The sequence below is a fragment of the Streptomyces sp. NBC_01275 genome (genome assembly GCF_026340655.1).
In the GTDB taxonomy this organism is placed as follows: Bacteria; Actinomycetota; Actinomycetes; order Streptomycetales; family Streptomycetaceae; genus Streptomyces.
Map to the genome: position 1 here is coordinate 10,291,645 of NZ_JAPEOZ010000001.1, position 23,495 is coordinate 10,315,139.

The window sequence follows — 23,495 nt, forward strand, 5'->3', positions numbered from 1 at the left end:
CCTTGCCGTCGCGTGCACCTTCCGGTTGGGGCGGCGCAGACCCTGACGGGTCTCTGTCGGACGTGCCAGGCACATGAGGATCGGCCCTGTTGTAGCCGAGTCGTGCCTTGGTGAAGGAAACTTTCGCGCTGTGCGGCGGAGAAGTTAACATGAAGATGTGTCCGAGGCCACAGGTTCGTCGGCAAGAGATGCCGGATTGGCCGGGCATGCCCAGACGGCGCTGTTCAGCCGTCTCCCGCATCCGGCCCCGCCTGGTGCGGGCGATTCGAAGACCGGGAAGGCGACCTTGGCGGACGACGCGGCTGACGGACTGGCGGGCGAGGGCGGCGGGCGGGGCGACACGTCCCGGCCGGTGACCATCGCGTTCATCGCCGAGTCGGCGGGGGTGTCCGTCCCCACCGTGTCCAAGGTGATCAACGGAAAGTCCGGGGTCTCCGCGGACACCCGTGCCCGGGTCGAGGCGCTGGTCAACGAGCACGGCTACCGCAAACCCTCCGGGGCCAACAGGAACAACGTCGTGGAGCTCGTGTTCCGCGAGCTCCAGCACATGTGGGCGGTCGAGATCATCCGGGGCGTCGAGCGGGTGGCACGCCGGCACCGGGTCGGCCTCATGGTCTCCGAGTTCGGGCTGCACGACACTGCCGAGCCCACCTGGGACGACACCGTCTCCAGACGTCCCAACTGCGTCCTGTCCGTGGCCCAGCTCTCCCAGGCCGAGCGCGAGCAGCTGACGGCGAAGGGGATCCCGTTCGTCGTCTTCGGCCCCGCCACGGAACTGCCCGACGACGTCCCGTTCGTGGGCGCCACCAACTGGTCCGGCGGCCGGGCCGCGACCCGCCACCTCACCGACCTCGGACACCGCCGCATCGCCATGATCAGCGGCCCTGAGGACCAGCTGTACTGCTGCGCCCGGCTGGACGGATACCGCTCCGCGATGCAGGCCGCGGGCCTGCCGGCCGATCCGGAACTCGTCGTGCACGCCCCCCTCGCCCACGAGGACGGCCGCGCGGCGGCCCGTTCCCTGCTCGCCCTGCCCGAGCGCCCGACCGCGATCTTCACCGCCAACGACCTGCAGGCGCTGGGCGTCTACCAGGCGGCACGCGAGGCCGGCCTGCGGATCCCGGACGACCTGAGCGTCGTCGGCTTCGACGACCTGCCGGTCGTGGCCTGGGTGGACCCGCCCCTGACCACCGTCCACCAGCCCCTGACCGAGATGGCCGCGGCCGCCACCGAGCTGGCGCTCACGCTCGGCCGCGGAGAAGCGGCGCCCCAGGTCGGGTTGGAGATCGCGACGACCCTCACGGTCCGGGGCAGCACGGCTCCCCCCAAGGGCTGACCCTCACCGGCCACACGCTGCTCCACCCTTCATCAGATGCACGGACGCCCGCTGCCGACAGCCCGTCGGCAGCGGGCGCCTTGGTGCGCCTGGGGCTTCCCGCGAAGGGGGCGGGCTGCGCGACCGTTGACCACCGTGGGTCCCCTGGCCAACCTCGGCCAGGAAATCATCTGACCATGGAGAGCGAAAGTTTCGCTCCTCTCGTGTGGCTGGCAAAAGCCCGCGACTCGCCGGACCATGAACGCCGTCCCACTCCACCCGCCTCGGTCGCATCCCCTTGGAATAGCTCATGCGGAGGTTGGTCCACAGGTGTCGCGCCCGACTGACCGGGCTGGCCGCAGCGGTGTCACTGGCTGTGGCCGTCCCGGGCGTGGCTGTCACACCGTCGGCGGCGGCTCCTGCCGCGATCAGCGCCTCGGTGTCGGTCGACGCGGGTCGTGCGCTGGCGAGAATCCCGGCAACCGGTGTCGGCATGAACGTCGCGGTCTACGACGGCAACATGAACCACCCCGACGTCCCAGGGCTGCTGAAGGACGCCGGTACCGGGATGGTCCGCTACCCGGGCGGCAGTTACGCCGACGGTTACCACTGGCAGACACACACCGTCGAGGGCGGCTACGTCGCGCCCGACACGGACTTCGACACCTTCGTGGGCACGGTACGCGCCGCCGGCGCCCAGCCGATCATCACCGCCAACTACGGCTCGGGCACACCCGAGGAGGCGGCGGCCTGGGTGCGGTACGCCAACGTGACCAAGGGCTACGGGGTGAAGTACTGGGAGATCGGCAACGAGGTCTACGGCAACGGTCTCTACGGCGCCACCTGGGAAACCGACCACCACGCCAGTAAGACCGCCACGACGTACGCGGCCAACCTGGTCCAGTACGCCACCGCCATGAAGGCCGTCGACCCGTCCATCAGGATCGGTGCGGTGCTGACCACCCCGGGGGCCTGGCCGGACGGCATCACGGGACCAGGTGATGCGATGGACTGGAACCACACCGTCCTGTCGATCGCCGGATCGAAGATCGACTTCGTGATCGTGCACCACTACCCGATCGGCAACAGCCAGGCCGACCTGCTGAGCAAACCCCAGGCGGAGATCCCCGGCATGGCCGCCACCCTGCGCTCACTGATCAACCAGTACGCCGGGAGCAACGCGCCCAACGTCGGCATCGCGGTGACGGAGGCCAACGCCAACGCCTACAAGAACACGTCCCCCAACGGCCTGTTCGCGCCCGACGAGTATCTGACCTGGATGGAGAACGGCGCGTTCACCGTCGACTGGTGGAATCTGCACAACGGCACGGACTGCACTCACGTGACCACGGTCGAAGGCGCCACGGACTACGACGACGGAGGAATTCTGTCCAGCGGCGCCTCCTGCGAGCCGCCCCTCAACACGCCCTTCCCGCCGTACCACGGCACCCGGATGATCACCAAGCTGGGTGCGCCCGGCGACACGCTGGTCCGGGCCGCCGGCTCGACCCCCCTGGTCTCCGCGCATGCCGTTCGACGGGCCAACGGCGACCTCAGCGTCATGCTCATCAACAAGGACCCCGCCAACACCGCGACGGTCACCCTGTCGTACAGCGGGTTCAGCCCGTCCGCTGTCACCCCGACGGTGTACTCGTACCTGAAGAACGCCACTTCGATCGGCTCCGCGATGACGGGCAGCGCAACCCGCCAGTCGGTACCCGCCTACTCGATCGTGGTCGTCCAGCTCCGCCGCTGAACCGACCGTCCCGGCTCCGCCGGCGCCTCCCGCGCGTCACACCAGTGAAAGGACTCGATGAGGGTGTCGAGCAAGCCCGCGAAGGCCAACACCATCGACAACCCGGTGATCCCCGGCTTCCATCCCGACCCCTCCGTCTGCCGGGTGGGCGAGGACTACTACCTGGCCTGCTCCAGCTTCGAGTACTTCCCCGGGGTGCCCGTCTTCCACAGCCGGGACCTGGTGCACTGGGCCCAGATCGGCAACGCGCTCGACCGGCCGAGTCAGCTGCGCCTGCCGCTCGACGCGGCGTCCTCGGGAGGCGTCTACGCACCCACCCTCCGCCACCACGACGGCCGCTTCTGGCTGATCGTCACCAATGTGAGCGGGGACGGCAATCTGCTGTTCACCGCCACCGATCCGGCCGGCCCCTGGTCGGATCCCGTCCGCCTGCCCGGTGTGCAGGGCATCGACCCGGACCTCGCCTGGGACGAGGACGGCAACTGCTGGTGCACCACCGCCGGAGTCGCACAGATCCGCATCGATCCCCACACCGGGGAGACGTTCGGCCCGTCTCGTCGGCTCTGGTCCGGCGCCCCCGGCGCCAAGGCGCCTGAAGCACCGCACCTCTATCAGATCGGGGACTACTGGTACCTGCTCATCGCCGAGGGCGGCACCGAGCGGTGCCACGGCGTCTCCATCGCCCGCGGCCGTACGCCGACGGGCCCGTTCGAGCCGTGTCCGGCCAATCCGATCCTCACTCACCGGGGCACCGACCACCCCGTCCAGAACACCGGCCACGCCGACCTCGTGCAGGCGCCGGACGGCTCGTGGTGGATGGTGCTGCTCGGCGTGCGGCCGGGCGGCGGTACCCCGGGGTGGCACGTACTCGGCCGGGAGACGTTCCTGGCACCGGTCGACTGGGCCGACGGCTGGCCGGTCGTCGGCGAACTGTCGACCTCCCTGCCCGTCCCGAACTGGCCGCTACAACCGCAGGCCGCAGTGCCGGGCCGGGACGACTTCGACCTGCCCGCGCTGGCCCCGCACTGGATCTCGCTGCGGCACCGACCGCCGGAGGCGTGCACCACGAAGGAGAAGCCCGGCTGGCTCACTCTGCAGGCACGCGGCGGATCCCTCGATGACACCGACGTGACGTTCGTCGGCCGGCGGCAGCAGCACCTGTCATGCCGGGTGCGCGCCCTGGTCGACGTCGCGGACGGCCGCGGCGGTCTGGCCGTCCGCCTCGACGAGCAGCATCACTACGACATCGAGGCCTCGCCCGGGGAGGTGCAAGTGCGGGCCCGTATCGGCCCGTTGAGCACCGTCGTCACGTCCCGTCCGACGCCCCCCGGGCCTGTGGTCCTCCGCATCGAGGTGGCCGCCGTACACGCGGTGAACGATGCGCGCACCGGCCCGGACACCGTCACGATCGGCATCGAGGAGCCGGACGGCACCGTCGTCGAGCTTGCCTCACTGGACGGGAAGTACCTGGCCACCGAGGTCGCCGGCGGCTTCACCGGCCGGGTGATCGGCATGTTCGCCGGTGCCGGCTCCGTCCACTTCGACTGGTTCGAGTACGAGCCGGTCGATCGCTGACGCGGCCCGCACCAGGCCGGTGTTGCACTGTTCCGGGCCCGACAGGCGCGGCGTTCGCCCGTCGGGCCCCGAGCAGTCATGACCGCGGACCGCGCGGCGGACGGTCGGGGCCGTGGCGCATGCAGTGCGGACGGTCGGCCGCGGCCCCGATGATCGGCCGGCACCAACTTCGCCGCTCACCGAGCCGACTGTTCGCCAGGGCCTCCACTCAGGAGAAGTCGCTCTCCCGACTGCAGGAGTCCGGAAACGGCGACAGCGGATGGGTCAAACGCTCTGGTCGGGTGGCGGGGCCGGTAGAAGATGTCCTCGATGGGGCCTTCCTCGACGATCCGACCCCTCTCCATCACGATGGCGCGGTCGCAGGTGTCGGCCACCACTCCCAGGTCGTGGGTGATCAGGATGATCGCCATGCCGCGCTCGTCGCGCAGCGACCGGAGCAGATCGAGGATGCCTGCCTGCACGGTGACGTCGAGTGCCGTGGTGGGTTCGTCGGCGATCAGCACCTTCGGAGAGCCGGCCAGTGCCATGGCGATGACGGCCCGCTGCACCATTCCGCCGGACAGCTCGTGCGGGTGCCTGCGGACGACGTCGTCCGGATCGCGCAGGTGGACGCTGGTCAACAGTTCACGGACGCGTCGCCGGACGGCGTCCTTCCCGCCGGTCACCCCGCCGGTGCGCCGGACGACCTCGCAGAGTTGTGAGCCGATGGTGAAGCCTGCAGCGCATCCGCGGCAGGGAGATCGCCCTGGTGTCCCAGGAGCTTCACGGTGAACGCCGGTGACATCTTCGGTGCTGACGGAGTCGACGACCGTACGCGGGCCCTGGGCGGTGGCGAAGGCGATGGAGTAGTCGCGCACGGCGAGCACGCCGGCGTCCGGCGCCGTGTCCGATGTGTCGGCGGCGATCTGCCGGTTGCTCATGCCCTGGCCGCCAGCGCGGCCACCTCCAGCTTCCGACGCGTCAAGGGACTGAGGGCGGTGGCCGGAGCGGTCGGCCCGGCGCCGGCGTCCAGGGCATGGTCGATGGCGCGGCCGGGCCGTCGTGGCCGCGCCGACCGCGAGTGCCCTCTCGTACGCCCCCGGACCCAGTGCTCGACCGACTCTTCGCACTGCGTGTGGTACTCGGCCATCAGCGGACCGAACGCTGAAATGTCCGCACCCAGATCGCGCCACAACGTGTGCGCGGAGCCGAGCAGCCGTCCCGCTTGCTCGTACTCGCCATGGGAAGCGATGATCCAGGCGGGCGTCTTCAGCTCAGCGCGGCACTGAGCGGCTCGTTGAAACAGCGGCTCGTTGAAACCGCGCTCGATCTCGAGCGCGGCCTGGATCACCGCGAGGGCCTCCTTGCGGTCGCCACGACTCCAGGCGTCGCAGCGCAGCGTCCACATCGCGTGCGCGCGCCCACCGCTCATCGTGCGCCTCCGCCAAGGCCACCGCCTGCCGACGGTCTCCGCCACACGCGGATTCCCCAGGTGCATCTGCACCGCGGCCAACTGCAACCGCACGAACACCGTCGAGGCCTCCCCCTCGGCTGCCAAGTGAGCGGTGACCGCGTGCTCGAACAAGGGCGCCGCCTCCTCCGACCGTCCCTGGAACGCCGCCGATGAGCCGCGAAGGCTCATGACGTCCGCCCCCGCCTGGCGGCTGCCGCATCGTGCGCTGTGGATTCCGGATGCCGTCAGTAGACCAGCGCCGACGTCTCGGCGCAGGTCAGGGGAGGCGTGGCAGGACGTCCCGAGCCGAGTGGCTGAGGATGCGCAGGTCCTGCGTGAACCGTTCGAGGTCTTCGGCGGGGAGGGGGGCGACGAAGTAGCGTTGGATGTTCTCCAGGTGCACCTGAGAGGCGCGTACGGTCGTCTCCTCGCCCTGTGGGGTGAGCCGCACGAGCTTCGCGCGCCGGTCGTCGGGGGACTCGGTCCGCGCCACCAGGCCTACAGCCTCCATACGGTCCACCAGGCGGGTGGCGCCGCCTGTGGTCAGGACCTGTTCCTGGGCGATGGTCCGCATCGAAAGGCCTGGCAGGCCCGCCCGCCCCAGGATCAGCAGTACCTCGTACATCAGATGGCTGATCCCGCACTCCACTTCGAGGGCCCGCCCGAGGATGTACTCCAGCCGGTTGGCCGCCCCTTGCAGTCGTCCGAACGCCAGGATCAGCTCGTGATCCGCAGCCTCCTTCGCCGTCCTGACCCGCGCCTGCTCGCTCACGGCCTCGCCGCCCCTTTCGCCGTCCCGGGTATCACCGTACCGATCATGCCCGCGGCAAGCAGGGTGACGGCGGACGCTTCCTCTCCTCGTCGCGGAGGACGGAGATCTGGACCGGCCGGCTCGCGGGGTCTGGGAACGGTCCGAGCGTCGGACCAGCAGCAGGTGCAGAGGGTCCCAAGCGGTGGCAACGGCCTTCCCCTAGTGGATGGTGTCGGTCGCCGTGGTGATGGACGGGACAGGCTGGGTGGCCGGATCCTCGAACTCGAACTCTGCCCCGCGCTTGGGCTTGCGCCCACGTTTGTCCGCAGGCTGCGGCGGGGCGGGAAGCACAGGACACGGTCCGAACGCAGTCGGCCCAGTAGCTCCACCGGAAGGTCCGCGAGCAGGAAAGACAGGCCTCGTATGCGCATCTGGCCGCAACCAGTTGCTGACATCGACCGCCAGGACCAGCCGCCCCTCCGCCGTACAACGCGCCATGCTCGTGCCGGTGCTCAGGCGCCAGAGACAACTCGACCAGCGTCCTCACTGGACCGTCCGTACGCAACAAGGCGTTGCCCGGCTCGGAACGACGTATCGCTCCGCCTGGTCACACAGGTGTGGAACCCCGTCCGGAAGCATGACAGTTCGGCGAACGCACAGAATCGGACGAAGGCCGCTCTCATGTCCGGCACTCGGCCGAAGACATCAGCTCTCCCAGAACAGTCTTTCGTTCCTGTCAGGATCGGTGACGATCCGGCACCGGGCGTCGAGCCACATCGTGGCACGGTCGGTCAGGGTGTAGGCGGGCCAGTTCGGCACGCCCGCCGCCGTGGGGCGGCCCGTGTGGGCGAAGCCCGCCCACAGTTCGCTCATGTGCCGTGCGGTCGCCAGCCGTCCCGGCGATTGATCCGCGTTGAGGATGTAGTCGAGGTTCTTGTCGGTGTTGGCGAACTTGAGGTTGATGTCCGACGCGTGCGGTGAGCCGATGGGGAAGTCGGTGCCGGGCACCAGGGTCGGGCTCGGGTAGGCGAGCTGGTACATGAACACGGGCGCGGCGTGCTGTGCCCGTTTGGCCTCCGCGATCTTGATCGAGTCGCGCCAGATGGGCGAGGTGGTGATCGCGAAGTAGAGCTGTGCAGGCGTCGCTCCGGGCCGCGACGCCTGGAACGTCCGGATGATCCGGTCGAGCTCGACGCCCTGATACGTACTGCTCAGCCTGGCGCGCAGCCCTGCCTCGTCGACGCTGAAGATGTCGCGCGGCCCGAAGAGGCTGAAGAACACCGTCTCGTCACGGCAGGTGCCGCACATCAGCGGCTTGTCTGCCGAGAAGGGCGCGGCGCCGTCGGCGAAGGGGCGCCGCGGGACGACGGTGCCGTCGACGAAGGCGCCGAAGCCGGGGAGCGCGCCGGGGTCACCCCACGGCGGGGCACCGTTCGCGGCTTCGGACTGCTGGATCTCGAGCAGCCTCGCTGCCGGAATGTCATGGAGCCGGGGAATGTCCGTCGTGGTCAGTCCCAGTAACTCCAGCGTGCGTCTGGCCCGAGCGGTGGCACCGTCGCGGGTGGGGAAGCGCAGTGGCGCGGCGCTTTCGATCGAGGCCTTGTGGAACAGTGGCGCGGCGGCCGGCATGGTGTAGACAGCCGCGGTCTTGGCGCCGCCGCCACTCTCGCCCCAGACCATGATGTGCTGAGGGTGTTCCTGTTCGCCCCGGCCGTGATCACGCCGATCGTGACCGCGTACCTCTGGCGCAATCTGCTCGGTCCGGACGGCGCGGTCAACAGCCTGCTCGGGGCGGTGGGGTTGGACGACTGGCGGCAGGACTGGCTGGGGAGTCCGAGGCTTGCGCTGTGGGCGGTGGTCGGGGTGATCGTCTGGCAGTTCGCGGGCTACTCGATGGTGATCTTCCTGGCCGGGCTGCAGTCGGCGCCGAGGGAGGTCCACGAGGCGGCGGCCATCGACGGGGCGGGCCCGGGGCGCCGCTTCTGGTCGGTTACCCGGCCGCTGCTGGCCCCGGCCCTCACCATCAACCTGATGCTGTCGATCATCGGCGGTATCAAACTCTTCGACCAGGTCTACGCGTTGACGGGCGGCGGGCCGGGACACGCCACCGACACCATCTCGACCCTCATCTACAAGGACGCCTTCACGCTCGGCGAGTTCGGCTACAGCATCGCGCTCGCGGTCGTCCTCACGATCATCGTGGCGGTCGTCTCGACCGGACAGTTCGCTGTGCTGTCCCGCAACGAGAGGGCCGCATCGTGAGCCGCTACCGCCCGCGTACCCTCGCGCTGGAACTGGCGGTGATCGCCGCCGCCCTGGTCGTGGGCTTCCCGGTGTACGTCCTGGTCAACCTCGCCCTGCGGCCGGCGTCGGACACCTCGTCGCCGATCAGCCCGACCACCTCGCCCACCTTCGACAACTTCACACAGGCCTGACAACAGGGCTCGCTCGGCGGGGCGTTGGGCAACAGCGTGCTGGACCGCCTGCAGCGTCGTCATCGTGCTGGCCGTCTCGTCGCTCGCGGCGTACCCGCTGGCCCGCGTCACGGCCCGCTGGTCCCGCGGTACGTACCTGACGTTCCTCCTGGGCCTCGTCCTGCCCTTCCAGCTGGCCGCGCTGCCGCTGTACCAGACCATGCGCGACCTGGGACTCCTCGGCACCCCATGGGCCCTGGTCCTCTTCTACTCCGGCCTTCAGGTGCCGTTCACCGTCTTCCTCTACGTCGGCTTTCTGCGCGCTCTGCCCCGCGACTTCGAGGACGCGGCACTGATCGACGGCTGCACCCCGCTGCAGGGCTTCCGGTACGTGGTCCTGCCCCTGCTCAAACCCGTGACCGTGACCGCCCTCGTACTCAACGCGGTCGCCGTTTGGAACGACTTCTTCACCCCGCTGCTGTACCTCAGCGGCAGCGCCCAGCAGACCATGCCGGTCGCGATCGCCGGGTTCGTCGGCCAGTACGTCACCGACTGGAACCTCATCTTCGCCGCACTCGTGATCAGCATCCTGCCCGTCCTGCTCGTCTACTTCCTGCTGCAGCGCAGCATCATCAACGGCTTCGCGGGAGGGCTGCGCGGATGAACACGTGGCGTTCCCCGAGGGGGGCTTCATGAAGACACGCAAACTCCCGGTCCTGATCGCGACGTTGACGTCCGTGGCCGTGCTGGCCGCGTGCAGCGGCGGCACCAAGGCAGGCTCCGACGGCGGTTCGGGCGGTTCGAAGACCCTGACGATCGCCTCGGTCGACCAAGGCTCGGTCGAAGACGTCGTCAAGGCGTTCGAGAAGGCCAACCCCGGTGTCAAGGTCCGCTACACCACCAGCGGCGCCGACCAGTACCAGCAGCAGATCCGGACCCAGCTGTCCTCAAAGACGGCACCTGACGTGATGTCGGTCTGGCCCGGCAACGGCAACCCGGGCGCCACCTACGTCCTGGCCAAGCCCGGCTATCTGCGCGACCTCTCGGACCAGCCCTGGGCCGCCAAGATGCCCGATGCCATCAAGACCGTCGCCCAGTACGAAGGCAAGACGTACAACGCGATCTTCGGGCAGAACGGCATCGGCGCGGTCTACAACCAGCAGGCCATGGCGAAGGCCGGTCTCGCCCCACCCGACACCTGGACCGATCTGCTGGCCTTCTGCAAGGCCGCGAAGGCCAAGGGAACCCCCGCCTTCGCCCTGGGCAACCAGGACAACTGGGTCACCCAGCTGGTCCTGTACGCGCTGGTCGCCACGACCGTCTACGGCCCGGACCGCGACTTCGACCAGAAGATGCAGGCCGGCCAGGCCGCCTTCGCCCAGTCGCCGTGGACCACCGCCCTGGACAAATACCTGACGATGGAGAAGACCGGCTGCTTCCAGAAGAACCCCCTGGGCACCAACTACGAAGCCAGCCAGCAACTCGCGGCCACCGGCAAGACCTTGGGCATCGTGCAAGGCAACTGGGTGATCGCCCTGCTCGAGGCGAAGAACCCGAAGGCCACCTTCACCCTCAAGGCGCTGCCCGCCGACGATACTCCGTCCGAGACGCTCATTCCGGCGGCAGCGGGCGCCGGCTACGGCGTCAACGCCAAGGCCAAGAACAAGGAACTCGCCCTGAAGTTCGTGAACTTCGTGATGTCCCCCGAGGGCATGAACCTCTTCGTCGAGAAGCAGGGCGGCCTGCCTTCCCTCCCCGACGCGGGCTTCAAGGCGGACGCCTCGCTCGCCGAACTCTCCAAGTTCATCGGCTCGGACCGCACCGTGCCGTTCATGGACCAGCTCTGGCCCAACGCGAAGGTTCAGCAGACCATGCTCAGCGGCCTCCAGGAGATCTTCAGCGGTCAGTCCACGCCCAGGAAACTCCTCGAAGAGATGGACGCCGACTACAAGGCCGGGAGCTGAGCAAAGCCATCCGGCACATGGGCGAGCGTTCAAATTCTCCAGGCCCTCTCGAACCAACTCTTCTCGAGTCAACGGAGGTTCGGCGTGTCCGGCACAGCGGGCGGAGCGTCCAGTCGTAGACAGGTCGTCGGCACCATGACCGTCTCCGTGGCAGGGCTGGCGCTGCCCACCGTCCCCGGCCCCGTCACACCGGAGGCCCACGCCGACGGGAACAGCGGCAGACACGGGGCGAAGGTCACCGCTCTCGCGGTCGACGGCCGCGAGGACAACCCGATCGGCGTCGCACCCACCTCGGCGGACCACAACAACCGTTCCACCGCAAGGCCCAAGGTGGGGCCACTTCGCCTCGCCACTGCCCCTCGTGCCCCCGAACACCCCTCGCGCTGGGGCCGGTTGGAGTGGATCCGGCAGTCATCCACACCCTGGCGACGTGCGAGTGGGTCAAGAAGGGCCTGCCACTCTGCCTGATCGGCGACTCCGGCACCGGCAAGTCGCACCTGCTGATCGCGCTGGGCACCGAAGCCGCGATGGTCGGCTGCCGGATCCGCTACAGGCTCGCGGCCAAGCTCGTCAACGAACTGGTCGAGGCCGCGGACGAAAAGGTGCTGACCAAGACCATCGCCCGCTACGGCCGAGTCGATCTTTTGTGCATCGATGAGCTGGGCTATATGGAGCTGGACCGCAGAGGCGCTGAGCTGCTGTTCCAAGTTCTGACGGAACGGCAGGAGAAGAACAGCGTCGCTATTGCCGCGAACGAGAGTTTCGGCGGCTGGACCAAGACCTTCACCGACCCCCGCCTCTGCGCGGCCATCGTCGAGCGGCTCAGCTTCGGCGGCAATCTGGTCCAGACCGGCACCGACTCCTACCGCCTCGCCCTCACCCAGGCCCGAGCCGCAGCTCAGAACGCCGCCAGTTGACCAGGCCGCTGCGGCAGCGCCGCTTTACACGCGAGGCGGACCGGCGTCCACGATCACCATCGCCAGATTCAACGGGTCGAAGTGAATCAGTGACTCAAGCCACCACGTCATGTCGGCGTGGGAGAGTCCCTTGAGGTCCACGTTCTTGTCTTCCTGCCACGCGGGACTTGCGTTGCCGTGCACTGCGAGGTCGAACGGCCGGCCGGCCGGCAGACCGGCGCGGTGCAACTCCTGGCGGATCCCGGCGATCTCCTCCGACAGGCGCGGGCAGAGCCTCGCCGAACTCCACTGGCACGCACCCACAGTGCATGCCCACCGGGAAGGGCGCGCGGAGGTTGAAGAGATCGTTCGGCCGCCCAGCCTCAAGGAATGATGATGATCTTGCCTCGGGTCCGGCCGGTCTCACTGAGGCGGTGGACGTCTGCGAGGTCGGTCAGCGGGCGTGACTCGCTGATGTCGATGGCGACCGCGCCCGCCTCGACGAGTTCCACAAGTGCCGCCAGATGCGCTACATCGTTTCGGGCGACCATGTGCATCGCAGTCACCCCGGCATCGGCAGGCGACTCGATCGGGGTCGCGATTGAGACAATACGCCCGCCCGGTCGCACCAGAGGCGCCAGAGCTGCCGCGTCCGGCGGGCTCAGCGGGACCAGATTGAGCAGAGCGTCCACCGGGCCGTCGAGCGCGGCATGCACCGGCCCTGCGGTGTAGTCGATCACTCGGTCCGCGCCTTGCCTCCGGACTGCCTCGGTGCTTCGAGTGCCGGCCGTGGCGATCACCTCGGCTCCGGCATACTTCGCGAGCTGTGTCACGAAGCCGCCGATGCCGCCGCCTGCACCATTGACCAGCACCCGCTGACCAGCGGCTACCTTCCCATGCTCGAAGACCGCCTGCCATGCCGTCAGGCCGGCCAAGGGAAGAGCCGCAGCGTTGGCGAGAGGGACAGCGTCCGGCGCCGCGACCAGCACGGCGACGGGTGCCGGTACGTACTGCGCGGCCCCTCCGCTGTCGAGCCACCCGATCACGCGGTCGCCGACGGCAAACCCCTCCGCCCCCGCGCCAATCTCGGCCACGGTGCCGGCGACGTCCCAGCCGAGCGTGTAGGGCAGGTCCACAGGGAGGAACGCCTGCAGCATTCCGGCGCGCAACGCGGCCTCGGTGGGATTGAACGAGGTCGCGGCGACACGGATGAGCACTTCACCGAAGGCGGGTCGAGGGCGCGGAACAGCGTCGTAGCGGATCACTGACGCATCGCCGAATTCATGGATACGCGCGGTCTTCATCATCGTCATGACGCGAATCTAGGACCGCATACGGAGACGATCCATGCGTCAGAGTTCCCATTTCATGCGCGTACGTCTCGCACACGTACGCTCAGCGCATGGATGTACTCAGCGACGTGGTCGCGGTGACGCGGACTGGCCGCTGCCGGTCGGCATACGTGCGGTGGCATGCCCCGTGGAGACAGGAGTTCGCCTCCGTCCCCGGGTCGGCGGGCTTCCAGGTGGTCCTGCAGGGTTCCTGCTGGCTGCTGCCTCCGGAGACGGAGCCCGTCCAACTGGGCGCAGGCGACGTGGTGTTCCTTCCCCACGGCAGGGGGCACACCCTGGCAGACAGCCCCGAAACTCCAGTGACGGTCCCTGCCTGCAGCCCTGCCGACCACCAGCTGTCCAGCGTCTACGCCTCCGACAGCGTCGACTGGAGCGGAGACGACGGCGCGGTCACCGTAGTGCTCTGCGGGGCCTACCAACTCGATCTGTCCCGCACTCACCCGCTGTTGCTGACCCTTCCGGATCTGATCCACTTGCCGGCACAAGCAGGCCGCCATCCGGAGTTGAGCTCGGCCGTCGAGCTACTGGCCGCAGAGGTGGAGAACCCGCGTCTGGGCACCGACGCAGCCGTCCCCGCGCTGCTGGACGCGCTGCTGCTCTACATCCTGCGCATTTGGTTCAACGGACGGTCCTCCCTGGGCAATACCACCGGATGGGCTGCCGCACTCAACGACCCCCCGACTGCTGCTGCCCTCCACGCCATCCACCGAGACCCGGCTTCGCCGTGGACAGTGGCGAAACTCGCGGCGGAAGCCGGGCTCTCCCGGGCTCCGTTCGCCAGGCGCTTCGCCCTGCTGATCGGTCAACCGCCTTTCGGCTACCTGACATGGTGGCGGATGACCACGGCGGCGCGCCTGCTGCGGACATCGGACGCACCCTTGAGATCCATCGCCGCCCAAGTGGGCTACACATCCGAGTTCGCCTTCGCCAACGCGTTCAAACGAACGCACGGAACGGCACCCGGTACGTACCGGCGGAGGAGCTGAATCCGGTGCGGCGCCCTGGGCAGTACCCGGTGTCAGTTCTCATCGACAATTACACGGCCTGGGGCTGGATCTGGGTCGCCGTCGGCATGGTGATGGCCCTGGCGGGCGTCGGGGTGCTCGTGGGCTCGAGGGCGGCGCGGCTGACGGGCGTCTGTCTGGCGGCGTTCTGCCTGGTCGGGCAGATGATCTTCCTTCCGGTCTATCCGTTCTGGTCTCTGGCCACCATGCTGGTGTCGGTGCTGGTCCTCTACGGGCTGCTGGCCGAGCCGCGGCATGTGCACGGGGCGCGGGTGTAGAAGGCCCGGAAGATCCTCCGGGACTTCGGCGGCGCGGTCCTGCACGGAGGGGCCGTCCTGGACGGAGGGGAGGGATTGGCGGGGGAGGCCGAGGACGCCGTCGGACGCGCCGGTCGGAAAAGGGCCTCACCGGAGAGTGTCCGCCGATCAGGGGCGCCTGGGAGTGGTGGAGGGCGCGGCGGCAGGAAGGGGCGCCGCGTCATGTCCCGCCGTCCCTCACGCCATGGCTGCTGCGTCCCTCGCCGCCGGTGCTGCGGGCTTGGGCGGCTCTGAAGGCGCCGGAAGCGCCGGGGCCGGCGGCTCTTGACGAGGGCGGTCGGGGCAGGCCGCTTCCGGGATCCGGCGGCGTCGTGTCCCTGCGCCCGCGCAGAGGCCTTCGGCGTCTCGGTCGAGGGGGAGTCTCTCCTTCTCGTGCAGGGGGGCGTCGCGGGGTCCGAGGCACGACGATCGCCGGCAGGCGCGTGATCGCCGGACGGTCCGGCCCCGGACGTGCCGCGGATCAGGGGCGTGCGCGGAGCGTCCCGGCGGGGAAGGGGTCGCTGGGGTCGCTTCGCCGTCTCGTCCCGCCGCGGGGCGGGGACCGTCGGGGAGCGCGTGCTCTGGGCCGCGTCCTCGAGCGGCGGGCCGTCGCGTCTCGGTGTGTCCCTCGCCCGGGGCGGGCGTCGGCGCTGCTTGAATCGCCGCATGACCAAGCGTGATGATGCGGCTCTTTTCGGTAACCGGTTCCTGACCGTGCCCGCCCCCTCGGAGACCTTCCCCGACGAAGGCATGGCCGCGACGGACGCCATGAGGCTCGTGGACGTGGATCTCGCCATGGAGGGCGACCCGCAGCGCAACCTCGCCACGTTCGTCACCACGTGGATGGAGCCGGAGGCGCAACGGCTGATCGCCGAGAACCTCCACCGCAATTTCATCGACCATGCGGAGTACCCCATTTCCGCCGAGATCGAGCAGCGCTGCGTGCGGATGCTCGCCGATCTCTTCCACGCGCCGGGCAGGACGACCGGATGCCGGACTCAGGGCTCGTCCGAGGCGATCATGCTCGGTGCGCTGTCGCTGAAGTGGAAGTGGCGCGAGCGCCGCCGGGCGGCCGGCCTGTCGATCGACCGGCCCAACTTGATCTTCGGGGGAGACGTCCACGTCGTGTGGGAGAAGTTCTGCCGCTACTTCGACGTCGAGCCGCGGATCGTGCCGCTCGCCGAGGGCAAGTACACGATCGGCCCGCAGGACGTGGAGCCCCGCCTCGACGAGAACACGATCGGCGTCGTCGCCGTCCTCGGCACCACGTTCACCGGTCACAAGGACGACGTCGCCGGGATCGACGGGCTCCTGCGGGACGTCCGCAAGGAGCGGGACCTCGACATCCCGATCCACGTCGACGGCGCCAGCGGCGCATTCGTGTGGCCCTTCCTCTACCCGGACTCGAAATGGGACTTCCGGCTCGAGCAGGTCCGATCCATCAACGTCTCGGGACACAAGTACGGCCTCGTCTACCCCGGCATCGGATGGCTCGTCTTCCGCGAGGAGTCCGACCTGGCCGAGGACCTCGTGTTCTACGAGAACTACCTGGGCAAGACCGACGCGACGTTCACGCTGAACTTCTCCACCGGTGCGTCGATGGTGCTCGCGCAGTACTACAACTTCGTGAGGCTCGGTCGCCAGGGCTACACCTACGTCATGAGGATGATGCAGGAGAATGCCCGCGCATTGGCGGACAACCTGCGCAGCAGCGGCCGCTTCGAAGTGATCGGGAGCGACCTCGAACAGCTGCCGCTGGCCGCTTTCCGTCTCGCCGGCAGCCACGCCTACGACGAGTCCGACATCGCCTGGCAGCTCTCGGCCGAGCGGGGCTGGATGGTGCCGGCGTACACGCTCCCGCCCAACGCGCAGCGGGTGAAGATCCTGCGCGCCCTGGTCAAGGAGACCCTGAGCCGCGAGCAGGTCGACCGCCTGAGCCAGGACATCGCCGACGCGTGTCGCACGCTGGACGACAAGGGCGCGACCCACGGGATCGAGCGGAGCCGGATCAAGCGCGGCACCGGCTACTGACGCACCCGCTACTGACGCACCGTGACGGAGCGGGAGTTCCGGGCGCCGGGCGCCGACCCGCCCAGCCAGCTCCAGCGCCGTAGCCGTAGCAGTAGCCGCTGCATCATCGGCATTCGCACCCCCCCCATGGGCAGCGGACCCTGGGCTGCGGCCTCGCGGCACACGTCGGACCGGTACCGCGCGGACCGCCGTCCTCGCAACGCCGCGCTCTGGGCATGGCCCGATGGCGCAAGGCGATGCGCGTCGCAAGCCTGTACCGGCTCACGTCAGGCGGCGGCGCCCATAAGGCTCCCACCCGCTGACCGCGCACCTCCTTGCTGCGCCGCTCCCCGCTCGCCTGACGAAGGTCCCGTGAGTTCGTCGGCCATCCGCAGTATCCGCTCCCCGTTGTTGGGCCTGTGGCCTTGCCGTACTCGTTCGGGTGAAGCGCGATCGAAGGGACGAAGCTGCTTCAGGATTCCTGATTGTCTCCCGGTGAATCCCGAGGGATCGGGTCATCCAGTGAGCTGGGGGCGGCATGGGCCTGGCAGCGGTACGGGATCTTCGGCCAGAACTGAGGCTGACGACTCCCGAGGCGGTCGAGGCGTTCGAACAGGATCTGCTCGCCGAGTTCGTGCTGGCGAGATCGTCCGCCGGCACGGAGGACAAGACGATTCGTACGGACCTGTCGGCGATCTGCGAGTTGCGGGACTGGTTCGGCAGGCCGTTGTGGGAGATGGCGCCGCAGGACATGGACCGGTTCTTCGGCGGCAAGCACCGATCGGCGATGCAGACGACGAAGGCCCGGAAAGCTCAAGCGATCGGGATCTTCTTCGAGTTCCTGGAGATGCGGCACCAGGCCGACATCCACGCGGCCACGGGCATCGTGGTCGAGGCACCGCTGGACGAGCTGAACCGGCCACGGGGCAACGTGCACGCGCGGCTTCGGATCCCGCCGAGCGCGCCCGAGATCGAGCAGATGTTCAGCGGCTGGCGGGCGGATCTGGGATCGGTCCGCAAGTACGCGCCGAGCGTGCGCAGTTACACCGCGATGCGGCTGGCGAGCCTGTTGGGCCCGCGGGTGTCGGAGCTGTGCTTGCTCAACATCGACGACATCCACTGGCACATGGGCCGCTTCGGCAAGGTCCTGCTGCGGGGCAAGGGGTCACGCGGGCGGAAGAAGGAACGGCTCGTCCCGCTGATCAACGGGTCCCGGGAGTTGCTGGAGTGGTGGGTCCAGGGGCCGCGCTGGGAGTTCGACGACCAGGTCAACGCGCCGGGCGCCCCGCTGGTTCCCTCTGAGCGGCGCAACCCTGACGGCTCCTGCAAGCGGGTCGGGGAAGACACCCTGCGGACCGCGCTGGCGGGCATGGTCGTCGAACACCTCCCCAAGTTCTCCGGCCGACTGTCCCCGCACCTGCTGCGGCACTTCGCGGCGTCCGATCTCTACCTGTCCGGCATGGACATCGTCGCCCTGCAAGAACTCCTCGGTCACGAATGGCTGCACACCACGATGATCTACGTCCACGTCACCCGCACCCACGTCGAAGACGCCTGGGTCCAGGCAGGGCAGCGCGCCAGCGACCGCCTCGGAGGTGGTCTTCGGTGAAGTGGAACCTGCGCCTGGTCGCCGCTCAGCGCGACATCTGGAAGGCCAGCGAACTGCAGCGCATGCTCGCGGACGCCGGCCTCACCATCAGCGCCGGGAAGATGTCGGGCCTGTGGTCGGGGCAGCCGGTCACCATCCGGCTGGACGACCTCGACGTGATCTGCGACGTCCTGAACTGCACCCCGGCCGACCTGCTGATCCCTGAGCCGGACAAGGCCGCAGCCCGCAGACCGGACGCCGATGCCTCCGCCTCCCCGGCCGCCGCCGCGGCGGGCCAGGAACCGATCGTCCGCCGCCACGTCGGCCGTCTCCAGCCTCCGAGGTGACCCTTCCATGCCGCGTCCCAAGCGTCCCGCCTCCAGCTGCAAGAGCTGCCTGGCCTGGGGTGATCATTTCTACACCGACATCTGCCGGGCCTGCGTAGGCTGGAACAGGGTCTATCCCGAGCGGCGCTGCCGCTGCTGCCGACGCCAGGCGGCCTGCAATGACGGCTACTGCCGCCTCTGCCGCAAGCAGGCCAGCTTCAACCATGACCACCGGTTGAAGACCAAGGTCGATCTGGACACGCCGCAGCGGACCGGCCAACAGCTCTTCTTCGCCGACCTGGTGCGAGCCGTCCAACTCCCGGAGGAGGGTCCCGCGCCGACGGTCGCCCCGCTGCTTCGGCCGGTGCGTCTCAAGCCTCGCTACCAGCAATTGATCTGCTGCGATTCCACCCGCGATCTGCGGCGCGTCCCCCTCGTCGGCCTGGAGATCGGGCACCCGGAGTACGTCGACTTCGTCCTGGCCAGGGCGGAGGCGATCGGGCAGGCCCGTGGCTGGTCCGGCATGGTCAGGATCCGCACCCAACGCGCTCTGACCATCGTCGCCGCCGTCCACGACCCGTGGGAGAAGGTCCTGGCCAGCACGGTCGCACAACTCACCGAGCGGCAGCTGCCGGCCTGCCGGGTCATCGACGTCCTCGAAGACCTCCAGCTCCTCGAGGACGACCGCCCCGACCCGTTGGACGGCTGGCTCGCGGGCATGCTCGCGGAGCTACCCTCCGGCATCAAGCAGGAGACCCTCGTCTGGGTCGATCACATGCGCCACGGCGGACAGCGGGCCCGCCCCCGGGCAGCCCAGACCGTGAGGAACAAGCTGCGAGCCGTCCTGTCCTTCCTGCAGCAGGTCGGCGGCGGCTATCACACGCTGCGGCAGGTCACCCGCGAGGACTGCAAGACCTGGCTCGACATGGTGACCAAGGACCGCCATCGCGCGATCGTGGCTCTTCGGGCGCTGTTCAAGACCCTCAAGGCACAGAAGGTGATCTTCGCCGATCCCACCCGCGACATCCGGGGCGGCAAGACCACTGGCACTGTCCCCCAGCCCTTGGCGCCCCACCGGCTGGCCCAGGCCGTCGAGATGGCCGTGGACGATCCCGCTCTCCGCGTTGTCCTCGCGCTGACCGCGATCCATGCCCTGGGGGCGGAGGAGACCAGACACGTCCGGCTCGACGACATCGATCTGCCCGCCGAACGCATCCACCTGCGCGGGATGCACCGGCCACTCGATCCCTTCACCCGCCAAGCAATCACTGACTACCTGGAAGTTCGCCGATCCACCTGGCCCCGAACCACCAACCCTCACCTGCTGGTCAGCAAGCGCACGGCACACGAGCTTGGACCCACGACACACACCTGGATGACCAAGCGGCTCAGGACCATGGGCTTGACCACCACCCAGCTACGGACCGACCGGATCCTCGACGAAGCCGCCGCCACCGCCGGTGACCCCCTGCACCTGGCCACTGTTTTCGGCATGAGCACGGGAGCGGCCGTTCGATACGCCGACGCTGTCCGGGAGACATCGGCCACCCGACTTACGGGGCGTCTTGACTCCTGAACCGACAGGTGTTGGCCACTCAACTCCCGCATATCGGCCGCACCTTGGATGCGGCCGTCCTACACTTGGTTCATCGATGTGTTCTACGCGGTCGCGAGGCACACAGCAGGTTCCCAAGCCGCACGCCGACTCCCTACAAGGGCCGGGGCCCATAAAAAAAAATCCCTCGGGCGGCGCGCAGCATACGCGGCTTTCCTCCACTTGCAAATCTAGTTGGGTCAAGCAGCCATTTTTGGGCATGGGGTGTCAGGCGTTGAACACCCCTCGCCACACCGTGCATCGCTTCCTGAGGGGTTCTTCCCAATCGTTGTGGGGCCTGCCAACAGGCTCCGGGAACCTCTGAGGGCTTCGGTGGACCTGCACATTCCTCCCGTGAACGGGCTGATCGTTGTGATCGGCTGCCTCGTCGGCTACGCCGTCTTCCGCCACTCCAAAGGCAGCCAGCCTGAGGCGGAAACGAAGGGCGACCCAGCGGCAGCAATTTGTGTCGCGCTGGCTGTCGCCACGCTGTTGATGTTTCTCTTCGGCGCAGGCGGCGATCTGTCGGAAGGAGGCAGCGAGCCTTCGGGGCACCCATCGCCGTCGGCTACTGCGCCCCGCTGACCGACTCGAACCCCAGTCTGGGCCTGCCGCCTTAGAGGTCATCTCAATTGGCCCGGCCGCGCGCTTGAATGCGGGTGGCATTGGAGCGGGTTCTGCCGCATGATCACGCCGTGACGAATCCTGCCGCCTTCCGGGACCAGACCAACTGGTCCGATGGCTACTACGAGCTAGCCATAGAGGTCGGATCGAGTGACGATGCCCGGCTTCAGGCCGTCCTGAGTGCTCTGTGGTCCGCCGCAGACGTTCACGGGTGCTTCGGGCAGAAAGACTGTGAACCTGAGGAGCAGGATCCCGTGCCGTGCACGGTTGGCTCACTGACCGAGTTCGGCCACCTCCACGGTCAGGTCCGTCTGCCGACGGGCCAACTGGTCGTGTGCGGTTGTGTGGCGATCCGCGGCGGTGATGAAAGCGGCGACTGGCTGGACTTTTACGTCCCCGTCGGTGCGCTGGATCACGCGGGTCTTACGTACTGGGACGGTCGGCCGTTCTTCAGGTCCGACGTGATGGACGAATGGCTGGCTGCCATCGGGACCGAAACCTTCCAGAGCGCCTCCTTCAGCCTAGGGATCATCGGCTTCGAGGTCTCTGGTTGCACCGACGCATCGACGCTGGCAGGAAGGTTGCCGCAGACACGGGACATCGGATATCTGCTTCCACAAGGCAACGTCCTGGACTATGGCGCCGCCAACACCTGAGCCTTGCTGCTCCGGGTGGGCACGAGCCTGCGGTAGCAGATGAGGGTGCAGGCGATGCTCGTGAAAGCGAGAAAGTGTTCCGCTTTGCGCTTGTAGCGGCGGTGGAGGCGTCGGCAGCCGGCGAGCCAGGCTATGGTGCGTTCGATGGTCCAGCGGTGACGGCCCAGCCGGGTCGAGGACTCGATGCCCTTGCGGGCGATGCGGTGGGTGATGCCACGCTCGCGTAACCATCGCCGCAGGTGGTCGTAGTCGTATCCCTTGTCTGCGTGGAGTTTGCCCGGTCTACGCCGTCGGCGTCCGCGCCGCGAGCGGATCGGCGGTATCCCCTTCACTAGCGGGATCAGCGCCTGGCTGTCGTGCAGATTCGCCCCGGAGATCCCGACGGACAGGGGCAGACCGGTCCGCTCGGTGATCAGGTGGATCTTCGAGCCGTACTTGCCTCGATCGACAGGATTCGGGCCTGTCAGCTCCCCCTTTTCAGGGCCCGCATGTTCACCGAGTCGATCGCGCAGCGGGACCAGTCCAGCTCGCCGCGGGAGCCGAGTTCGTCGAGGACCAGGCGGTGGAGTTTTGCCCACACGCGAGCCTTCGTCCACTCGGTGAATCGTCGGTGGCCGTCGCTCCCGACGGCCCGAATGAGGCAGACGGCAACTGCTGCCACGTGCAGCCCGGGCGACGGCCTGTAGAGCACCGGGCCGAAGACGGCCTCGCGGCCAGAGAGCCTCGTCGTCCAGCCCGACGCCGTCCACCAGGCTTTGCCCGTCACCGACGCCGTCCACCCAGGCGCGGGCGCTGCCCGTGACCGACGCGGAAGCCGCCGACCGGCTCGCCGCTGCCAGGCCACGGACAAGACCGGCCTGCGACGCGCAGCCCCTGCCGTCATCCCAACGGCCAAGACGGTCAGCCGACCGAAGCCCACCGCGCAGACACTCAGGGACGTCGGTCCGCCACCGGGACGCCGGTGGGGGCGGGGCCCCCACCGGAGCCGTCCCCGTCAGGCGACCAGCTCGGCGATGCTCCGGGCCGTCAGCCACAGGCCGAAGAGCAGGGCGAGCGTGACGATCAGCTGCTCCTGGTGCTGCTCCAGCCGGCTCCGCAGGGCGTTCAACCGGGCGTTCGCGACCGCCGGCGCCCAGACCACGTACATCTCCATGACGAAGAGACTGAGAGTGGCCAGCAGACAGTAGCCGGTCAGCGCCAGCCAGCTGGCGAGGCCGGAGAGGTCCGCGTCGACGGCGGTCGCGGCGCCGGCGCCGACCAGCGCCCAGGGCTGCATCAGCCAGGCCAGGCCGGCTGCCGCGACCGGGGACGCGTCGTCGATCCGGGCGGCCCAGCGCGGCGGGCCGTGCGGGCGGGGCGGCCGGCGGAACCGGTGCGCGCCGTACAGCACCAGTGCCAGGCCGATGGCGAGTTTCGCATCGATCACGGCAGTCGAGGGCACGCTGTGACGGGCCGGGGGCTGACCGCCGGTCAGCAGCACCACACAGGCGATCACCGCAATCAGGTTGGCCAGCCACGACAGCAGGAACGCCAGACCCTGGCGAACGCCGCGCCGCGAGGAGAGCAGCAGGATGAAGGCGCTGTTGTGCAAAGGCCCCAGGGTGATGGCCGTACCGATGACGACCAGGTCGAGGACCATCGGATCAGCCGCTCCTGAGTGTCAGGGCCGTCTGCCGCCTGCGGACGGGCGGACCGGCCGGCAGAGTGAGGCGGTGCCGCTGCGGTGCTGCTGCGGTGCCGCATCCCGACTTTGCAGGCGCCGACCCGGCCGGTCAAGCAGGCCACGCCCGCAGGGCGGCAATGGCTGCCCGGCGGGCTCCCGGGCGGGCACGGCCCGGGCTTGTGGGGCGCCGATCTGGCACGCGAGGGCCTGGCTGGTCGCGGAAGACGAAGCCGGCGCCGCGAACGAATGCCGTGACACGGTCGGAGGGGACCCGCGCCG

The 23,495-nt window shown here is 68.8% G+C and carries 22 protein-coding genes and 3 pseudogenes; 16 read left to right on the forward strand and 9 right to left on the reverse strand.

Annotated elements, in window-relative coordinates; all coding sequences use genetic code 11:
• The first annotated feature begins 352 nt into the window (after positions 1 to 352).
• The 3 genes from OG562_RS45275 to OG562_RS45285 all read left to right on the forward strand — a co-directional run bounded on the left by OG562_RS45275 (position 353) and on the right by OG562_RS45285 (position 4,646).
• Complete coding sequence (locus OG562_RS45275; protein ID WP_266409864.1) at positions 353 to 1,336, forward strand: LacI family DNA-binding transcriptional regulator; 984 nt, start codon at positions 353 to 355, stop codon at positions 1,334 to 1,336.
• 370 nt (positions 1,337 to 1,706) lie between these two features.
• Positions 1,707 to 3,071 carry a cellulose-binding protein gene (locus OG562_RS45280; protein WP_266408708.1) on the forward strand — a complete coding sequence of 455 codons (1,365 nt, stop codon included), beginning with the start codon at positions 1,707 to 1,709 and terminating at the stop codon, positions 3,069 to 3,071.
• Between the two features lie 57 nt (positions 3,072 to 3,128).
• Positions 3,129 to 4,646 carry a glycoside hydrolase family 43 protein gene (locus OG562_RS45285; RefSeq protein WP_266408710.1) on the forward strand — a complete coding sequence of 506 codons (1,518 nt, stop codon included), beginning with the start codon at positions 3,129 to 3,131 and terminating at the stop codon, positions 4,644 to 4,646.
• A gap of 176 nt (positions 4,647 to 4,822) precedes the next feature.
• Here the strand turns inward: OG562_RS45285 and OG562_RS45290 are convergent, their stop codons facing one another.
• The 5 genes and pseudogenes from OG562_RS45290 to OG562_RS45305 all read right to left on the reverse strand — a co-directional run bounded on the left by OG562_RS45290 (position 4,823) and on the right by OG562_RS45305 (position 8,509).
• A complete protein-coding gene (locus tag OG562_RS45290) occupies positions 4,823 to 5,566 on the reverse strand; it encodes an ATP-binding cassette domain-containing protein (RefSeq protein ID WP_266408711.1) in 744 nt (247 codons plus the stop codon).
• On the reverse strand, positions 5,563 to 6,210 hold the full coding sequence (locus OG562_RS45295; protein WP_266408713.1) for a hypothetical protein: 648 nt from the start codon (positions 6,208 to 6,210) through the stop codon (positions 5,563 to 5,565). The genes OG562_RS45290 and OG562_RS45295 overlap by 4 nt, the downstream gene beginning before the upstream one ends.
• A 145-nt stretch (positions 6,211 to 6,355) precedes the next feature.
• On the reverse strand, positions 6,356 to 6,850 hold the full coding sequence (locus OG562_RS45300) for a MarR family winged helix-turn-helix transcriptional regulator (protein ID WP_266408715.1): 495 nt from the start codon (positions 6,848 to 6,850) through the stop codon (positions 6,356 to 6,358).
• Between the two features lie 399 nt (positions 6,851 to 7,249).
• Positions 7,250 to 7,512 (reverse strand): annotated as a pseudogene (locus OG562_RS46165) (transposase); the annotation flags it as partial.
• Positions 7,513 to 7,534: 22 nt separating this feature from the next.
• Positions 7,535 to 8,509 carry a carboxylesterase family protein gene (locus tag OG562_RS45305; protein ID WP_266408718.1) on the reverse strand — a complete coding sequence of 325 codons (975 nt, stop codon included), beginning with the start codon at positions 8,507 to 8,509 and terminating at the stop codon, positions 7,535 to 7,537.
• 12 nt (positions 8,510 to 8,521) lie between these two features.
• On the opposite strand from OG562_RS45305, the gene OG562_RS45310 reads away from it, so the two are divergent.
• From OG562_RS45310 to OG562_RS45330, 5 genes and pseudogenes are all read left to right on the forward strand, one after another.
• Positions 8,522 to 9,091, forward strand: coding sequence for a carbohydrate ABC transporter permease (locus OG562_RS45310; protein WP_266408720.1), 570 nt, complete (start codon positions 8,522 to 8,524; stop codon positions 9,089 to 9,091).
• Positions 9,088 to 9,264: a hypothetical protein gene (locus tag OG562_RS45315; RefSeq protein WP_266408721.1), complete on the forward strand. Its 177-nt coding sequence runs from the start codon at positions 9,088 to 9,090 to the stop codon at positions 9,262 to 9,264. Before OG562_RS45310 ends, OG562_RS45315 begins: the two co-directional genes overlap by 4 nt.
• 64 nt (positions 9,265 to 9,328) lie before the next feature.
• The gene (locus tag OG562_RS45320; RefSeq protein WP_266408723.1) at positions 9,329 to 9,907 is read left to right on the forward strand and encodes a carbohydrate ABC transporter permease; all 579 of its coding nucleotides are present in this window, start codon (positions 9,329 to 9,331) and stop codon (positions 9,905 to 9,907) included.
• A 28-nt stretch (positions 9,908 to 9,935) separates the two neighbouring features.
• Entirely contained in the window at positions 9,936 to 11,207 is a 1,272-nt protein-coding gene (locus OG562_RS45325) for an ABC transporter substrate-binding protein (RefSeq protein WP_266408724.1), read from the forward strand.
• Positions 11,208 to 11,605: 398 nt separating this feature from the next.
• A pseudogene (locus OG562_RS45330) lies at positions 11,606 to 12,124 on the forward strand (ATP-binding protein); the annotation flags it as partial.
• A 24-nt stretch (positions 12,125 to 12,148) separates the two neighbouring features.
• Here OG562_RS45330 and OG562_RS45335 read toward each other — a convergent pair.
• Together OG562_RS45335 and OG562_RS45340 are read right to left on the reverse strand one after the other, a co-directional pair.
• Positions 12,149 to 12,427, reverse strand: a complete 279-nt coding sequence (locus OG562_RS45335; protein WP_266408725.1) for a hypothetical protein — start codon at positions 12,425 to 12,427, stop codon at positions 12,149 to 12,151.
• 59 nt (positions 12,428 to 12,486) lie between these two features.
• A complete protein-coding gene (locus OG562_RS45340) occupies positions 12,487 to 13,416 on the reverse strand; it encodes an NADP-dependent oxidoreductase (RefSeq protein ID WP_266408726.1) in 930 nt (309 codons plus the stop codon).
• 89 nt (positions 13,417 to 13,505) lie between these two features.
• On the opposite strand from OG562_RS45340, the gene OG562_RS45345 reads away from it, so the two are divergent.
• The 8 genes from OG562_RS45345 (at position 13,506) to OG562_RS45380 (ending at position 21,553) form a co-directional block, all read left to right on the forward strand.
• Positions 13,506 to 14,441: an AraC family transcriptional regulator gene (locus tag OG562_RS45345; protein WP_266408727.1), complete on the forward strand. Its 936-nt coding sequence runs from the start codon at positions 13,506 to 13,508 to the stop codon at positions 14,439 to 14,441.
• A gap of 29 nt (positions 14,442 to 14,470) precedes the next feature.
• On the forward strand, positions 14,471 to 14,737 hold the full coding sequence (locus OG562_RS45350; protein WP_266408729.1) for a hypothetical protein: 267 nt from the start codon (positions 14,471 to 14,473) through the stop codon (positions 14,735 to 14,737).
• 684 nt (positions 14,738 to 15,421) lie between these two features.
• Positions 15,422 to 16,786, forward strand: coding sequence for a glutamate decarboxylase (locus OG562_RS45355; RefSeq protein ID WP_266408731.1), 1,365 nt, complete (start codon positions 15,422 to 15,424; stop codon positions 16,784 to 16,786).
• Positions 16,787 to 17,303: 517 nt separating this feature from the next.
• Positions 17,304 to 18,374, forward strand: coding sequence for a tyrosine-type recombinase/integrase (locus OG562_RS45360; RefSeq protein WP_266408733.1), 1,071 nt, complete (start codon positions 17,304 to 17,306; stop codon positions 18,372 to 18,374).
• Entirely contained in the window at positions 18,371 to 18,700 is a 330-nt protein-coding gene (locus OG562_RS45365) for a helix-turn-helix transcriptional regulator (protein WP_266408736.1), read from the forward strand. Before OG562_RS45360 ends, OG562_RS45365 begins: the two co-directional genes overlap by 4 nt.
• A gap of 7 nt (positions 18,701 to 18,707) precedes the next feature.
• Positions 18,708 to 20,255: a hypothetical protein gene (locus OG562_RS45370; protein ID WP_266408737.1), complete on the forward strand. Its 1,548-nt coding sequence runs from the start codon at positions 18,708 to 18,710 to the stop codon at positions 20,253 to 20,255.
• A 372-nt stretch (positions 20,256 to 20,627) separates the two neighbouring features.
• On the forward strand, positions 20,628 to 20,858 hold the full coding sequence (locus tag OG562_RS45375; protein ID WP_266408739.1) for a hypothetical protein: 231 nt from the start codon (positions 20,628 to 20,630) through the stop codon (positions 20,856 to 20,858).
• Positions 20,859 to 20,968: 110 nt separating this feature from the next.
• The gene (locus OG562_RS45380; RefSeq protein WP_266408741.1) at positions 20,969 to 21,553 is read left to right on the forward strand and encodes a hypothetical protein; all 585 of its coding nucleotides are present in this window, start codon (positions 20,969 to 20,971) and stop codon (positions 21,551 to 21,553) included.
• Here the strand turns inward: OG562_RS45380 and OG562_RS45385 are convergent.
• Both OG562_RS45385 and OG562_RS45390 read right to left on the reverse strand, forming a co-directional pair.
• Positions 21,532 to 22,222, reverse strand: a pseudogene (locus OG562_RS45385) (IS5 family transposase); the annotation flags it as partial. The gene OG562_RS45380 and the pseudogene OG562_RS45385 overlap by 22 nt on opposite strands.
• Positions 22,223 to 22,547: 325 nt before the next feature.
• Positions 22,548 to 23,192, reverse strand: coding sequence for a GAP family protein (locus tag OG562_RS45390; protein WP_266408743.1), 645 nt, complete (start codon positions 23,190 to 23,192; stop codon positions 22,548 to 22,550).
• Between the last annotated feature and the right edge of the window lie 303 nt (positions 23,193 to 23,495).

Excerpts from the sequence above, each read along its gene's own strand:
- OG562_RS45340 (WP_266408726.1), bottom strand. The coding sequence starts at position 13,416 with ATGACGATGATGAAGACCGCGCGTATCCATGAATTCGGCGATGCGTCA.
- OG562_RS45345 (WP_266408727.1), top strand. The coding sequence starts at position 13,506 with ATGGATGTACTCAGCGACGTGGTCGCGGTGACGCGGACTGGCCGCTGC.
- OG562_RS45285 (WP_266408710.1), top strand. The coding sequence starts at position 3,129 with ATGAGGGTGTCGAGCAAGCCCGCGAAGGCCAACACCATCGACAACCCG.
- OG562_RS45305 (WP_266408718.1), bottom strand. The coding sequence starts at position 8,509 with ATGGTCTGGGGCGAGAGTGGCGGCGGCGCCAAGACCGCGGCTGTCTAC.
- OG562_RS45360 (WP_266408733.1), top strand. The coding sequence starts at position 17,304 with ATGGGCCTGGCAGCGGTACGGGATCTTCGGCCAGAACTGAGGCTGACG.
- OG562_RS45390 (WP_266408743.1), bottom strand. The coding sequence starts at position 23,192 with ATGGTCCTCGACCTGGTCGTCATCGGTACGGCCATCACCCTGGGGCCT.
- OG562_RS45355 (WP_266408731.1), top strand. The coding sequence starts at position 15,422 with ATGACCAAGCGTGATGATGCGGCTCTTTTCGGTAACCGGTTCCTGACC.
- OG562_RS45325 (WP_266408724.1), top strand. The coding sequence starts at position 9,936 with ATGAAGACACGCAAACTCCCGGTCCTGATCGCGACGTTGACGTCCGTG.
- OG562_RS45370 (WP_266408737.1), top strand. The coding sequence starts at position 18,708 with ATGCCGCGTCCCAAGCGTCCCGCCTCCAGCTGCAAGAGCTGCCTGGCC.
- OG562_RS45290 (WP_266408711.1), bottom strand. The coding sequence starts at position 5,566 with ATGAGCAACCGGCAGATCGCCGCCGACACATCGGACACGGCGCCGGAC.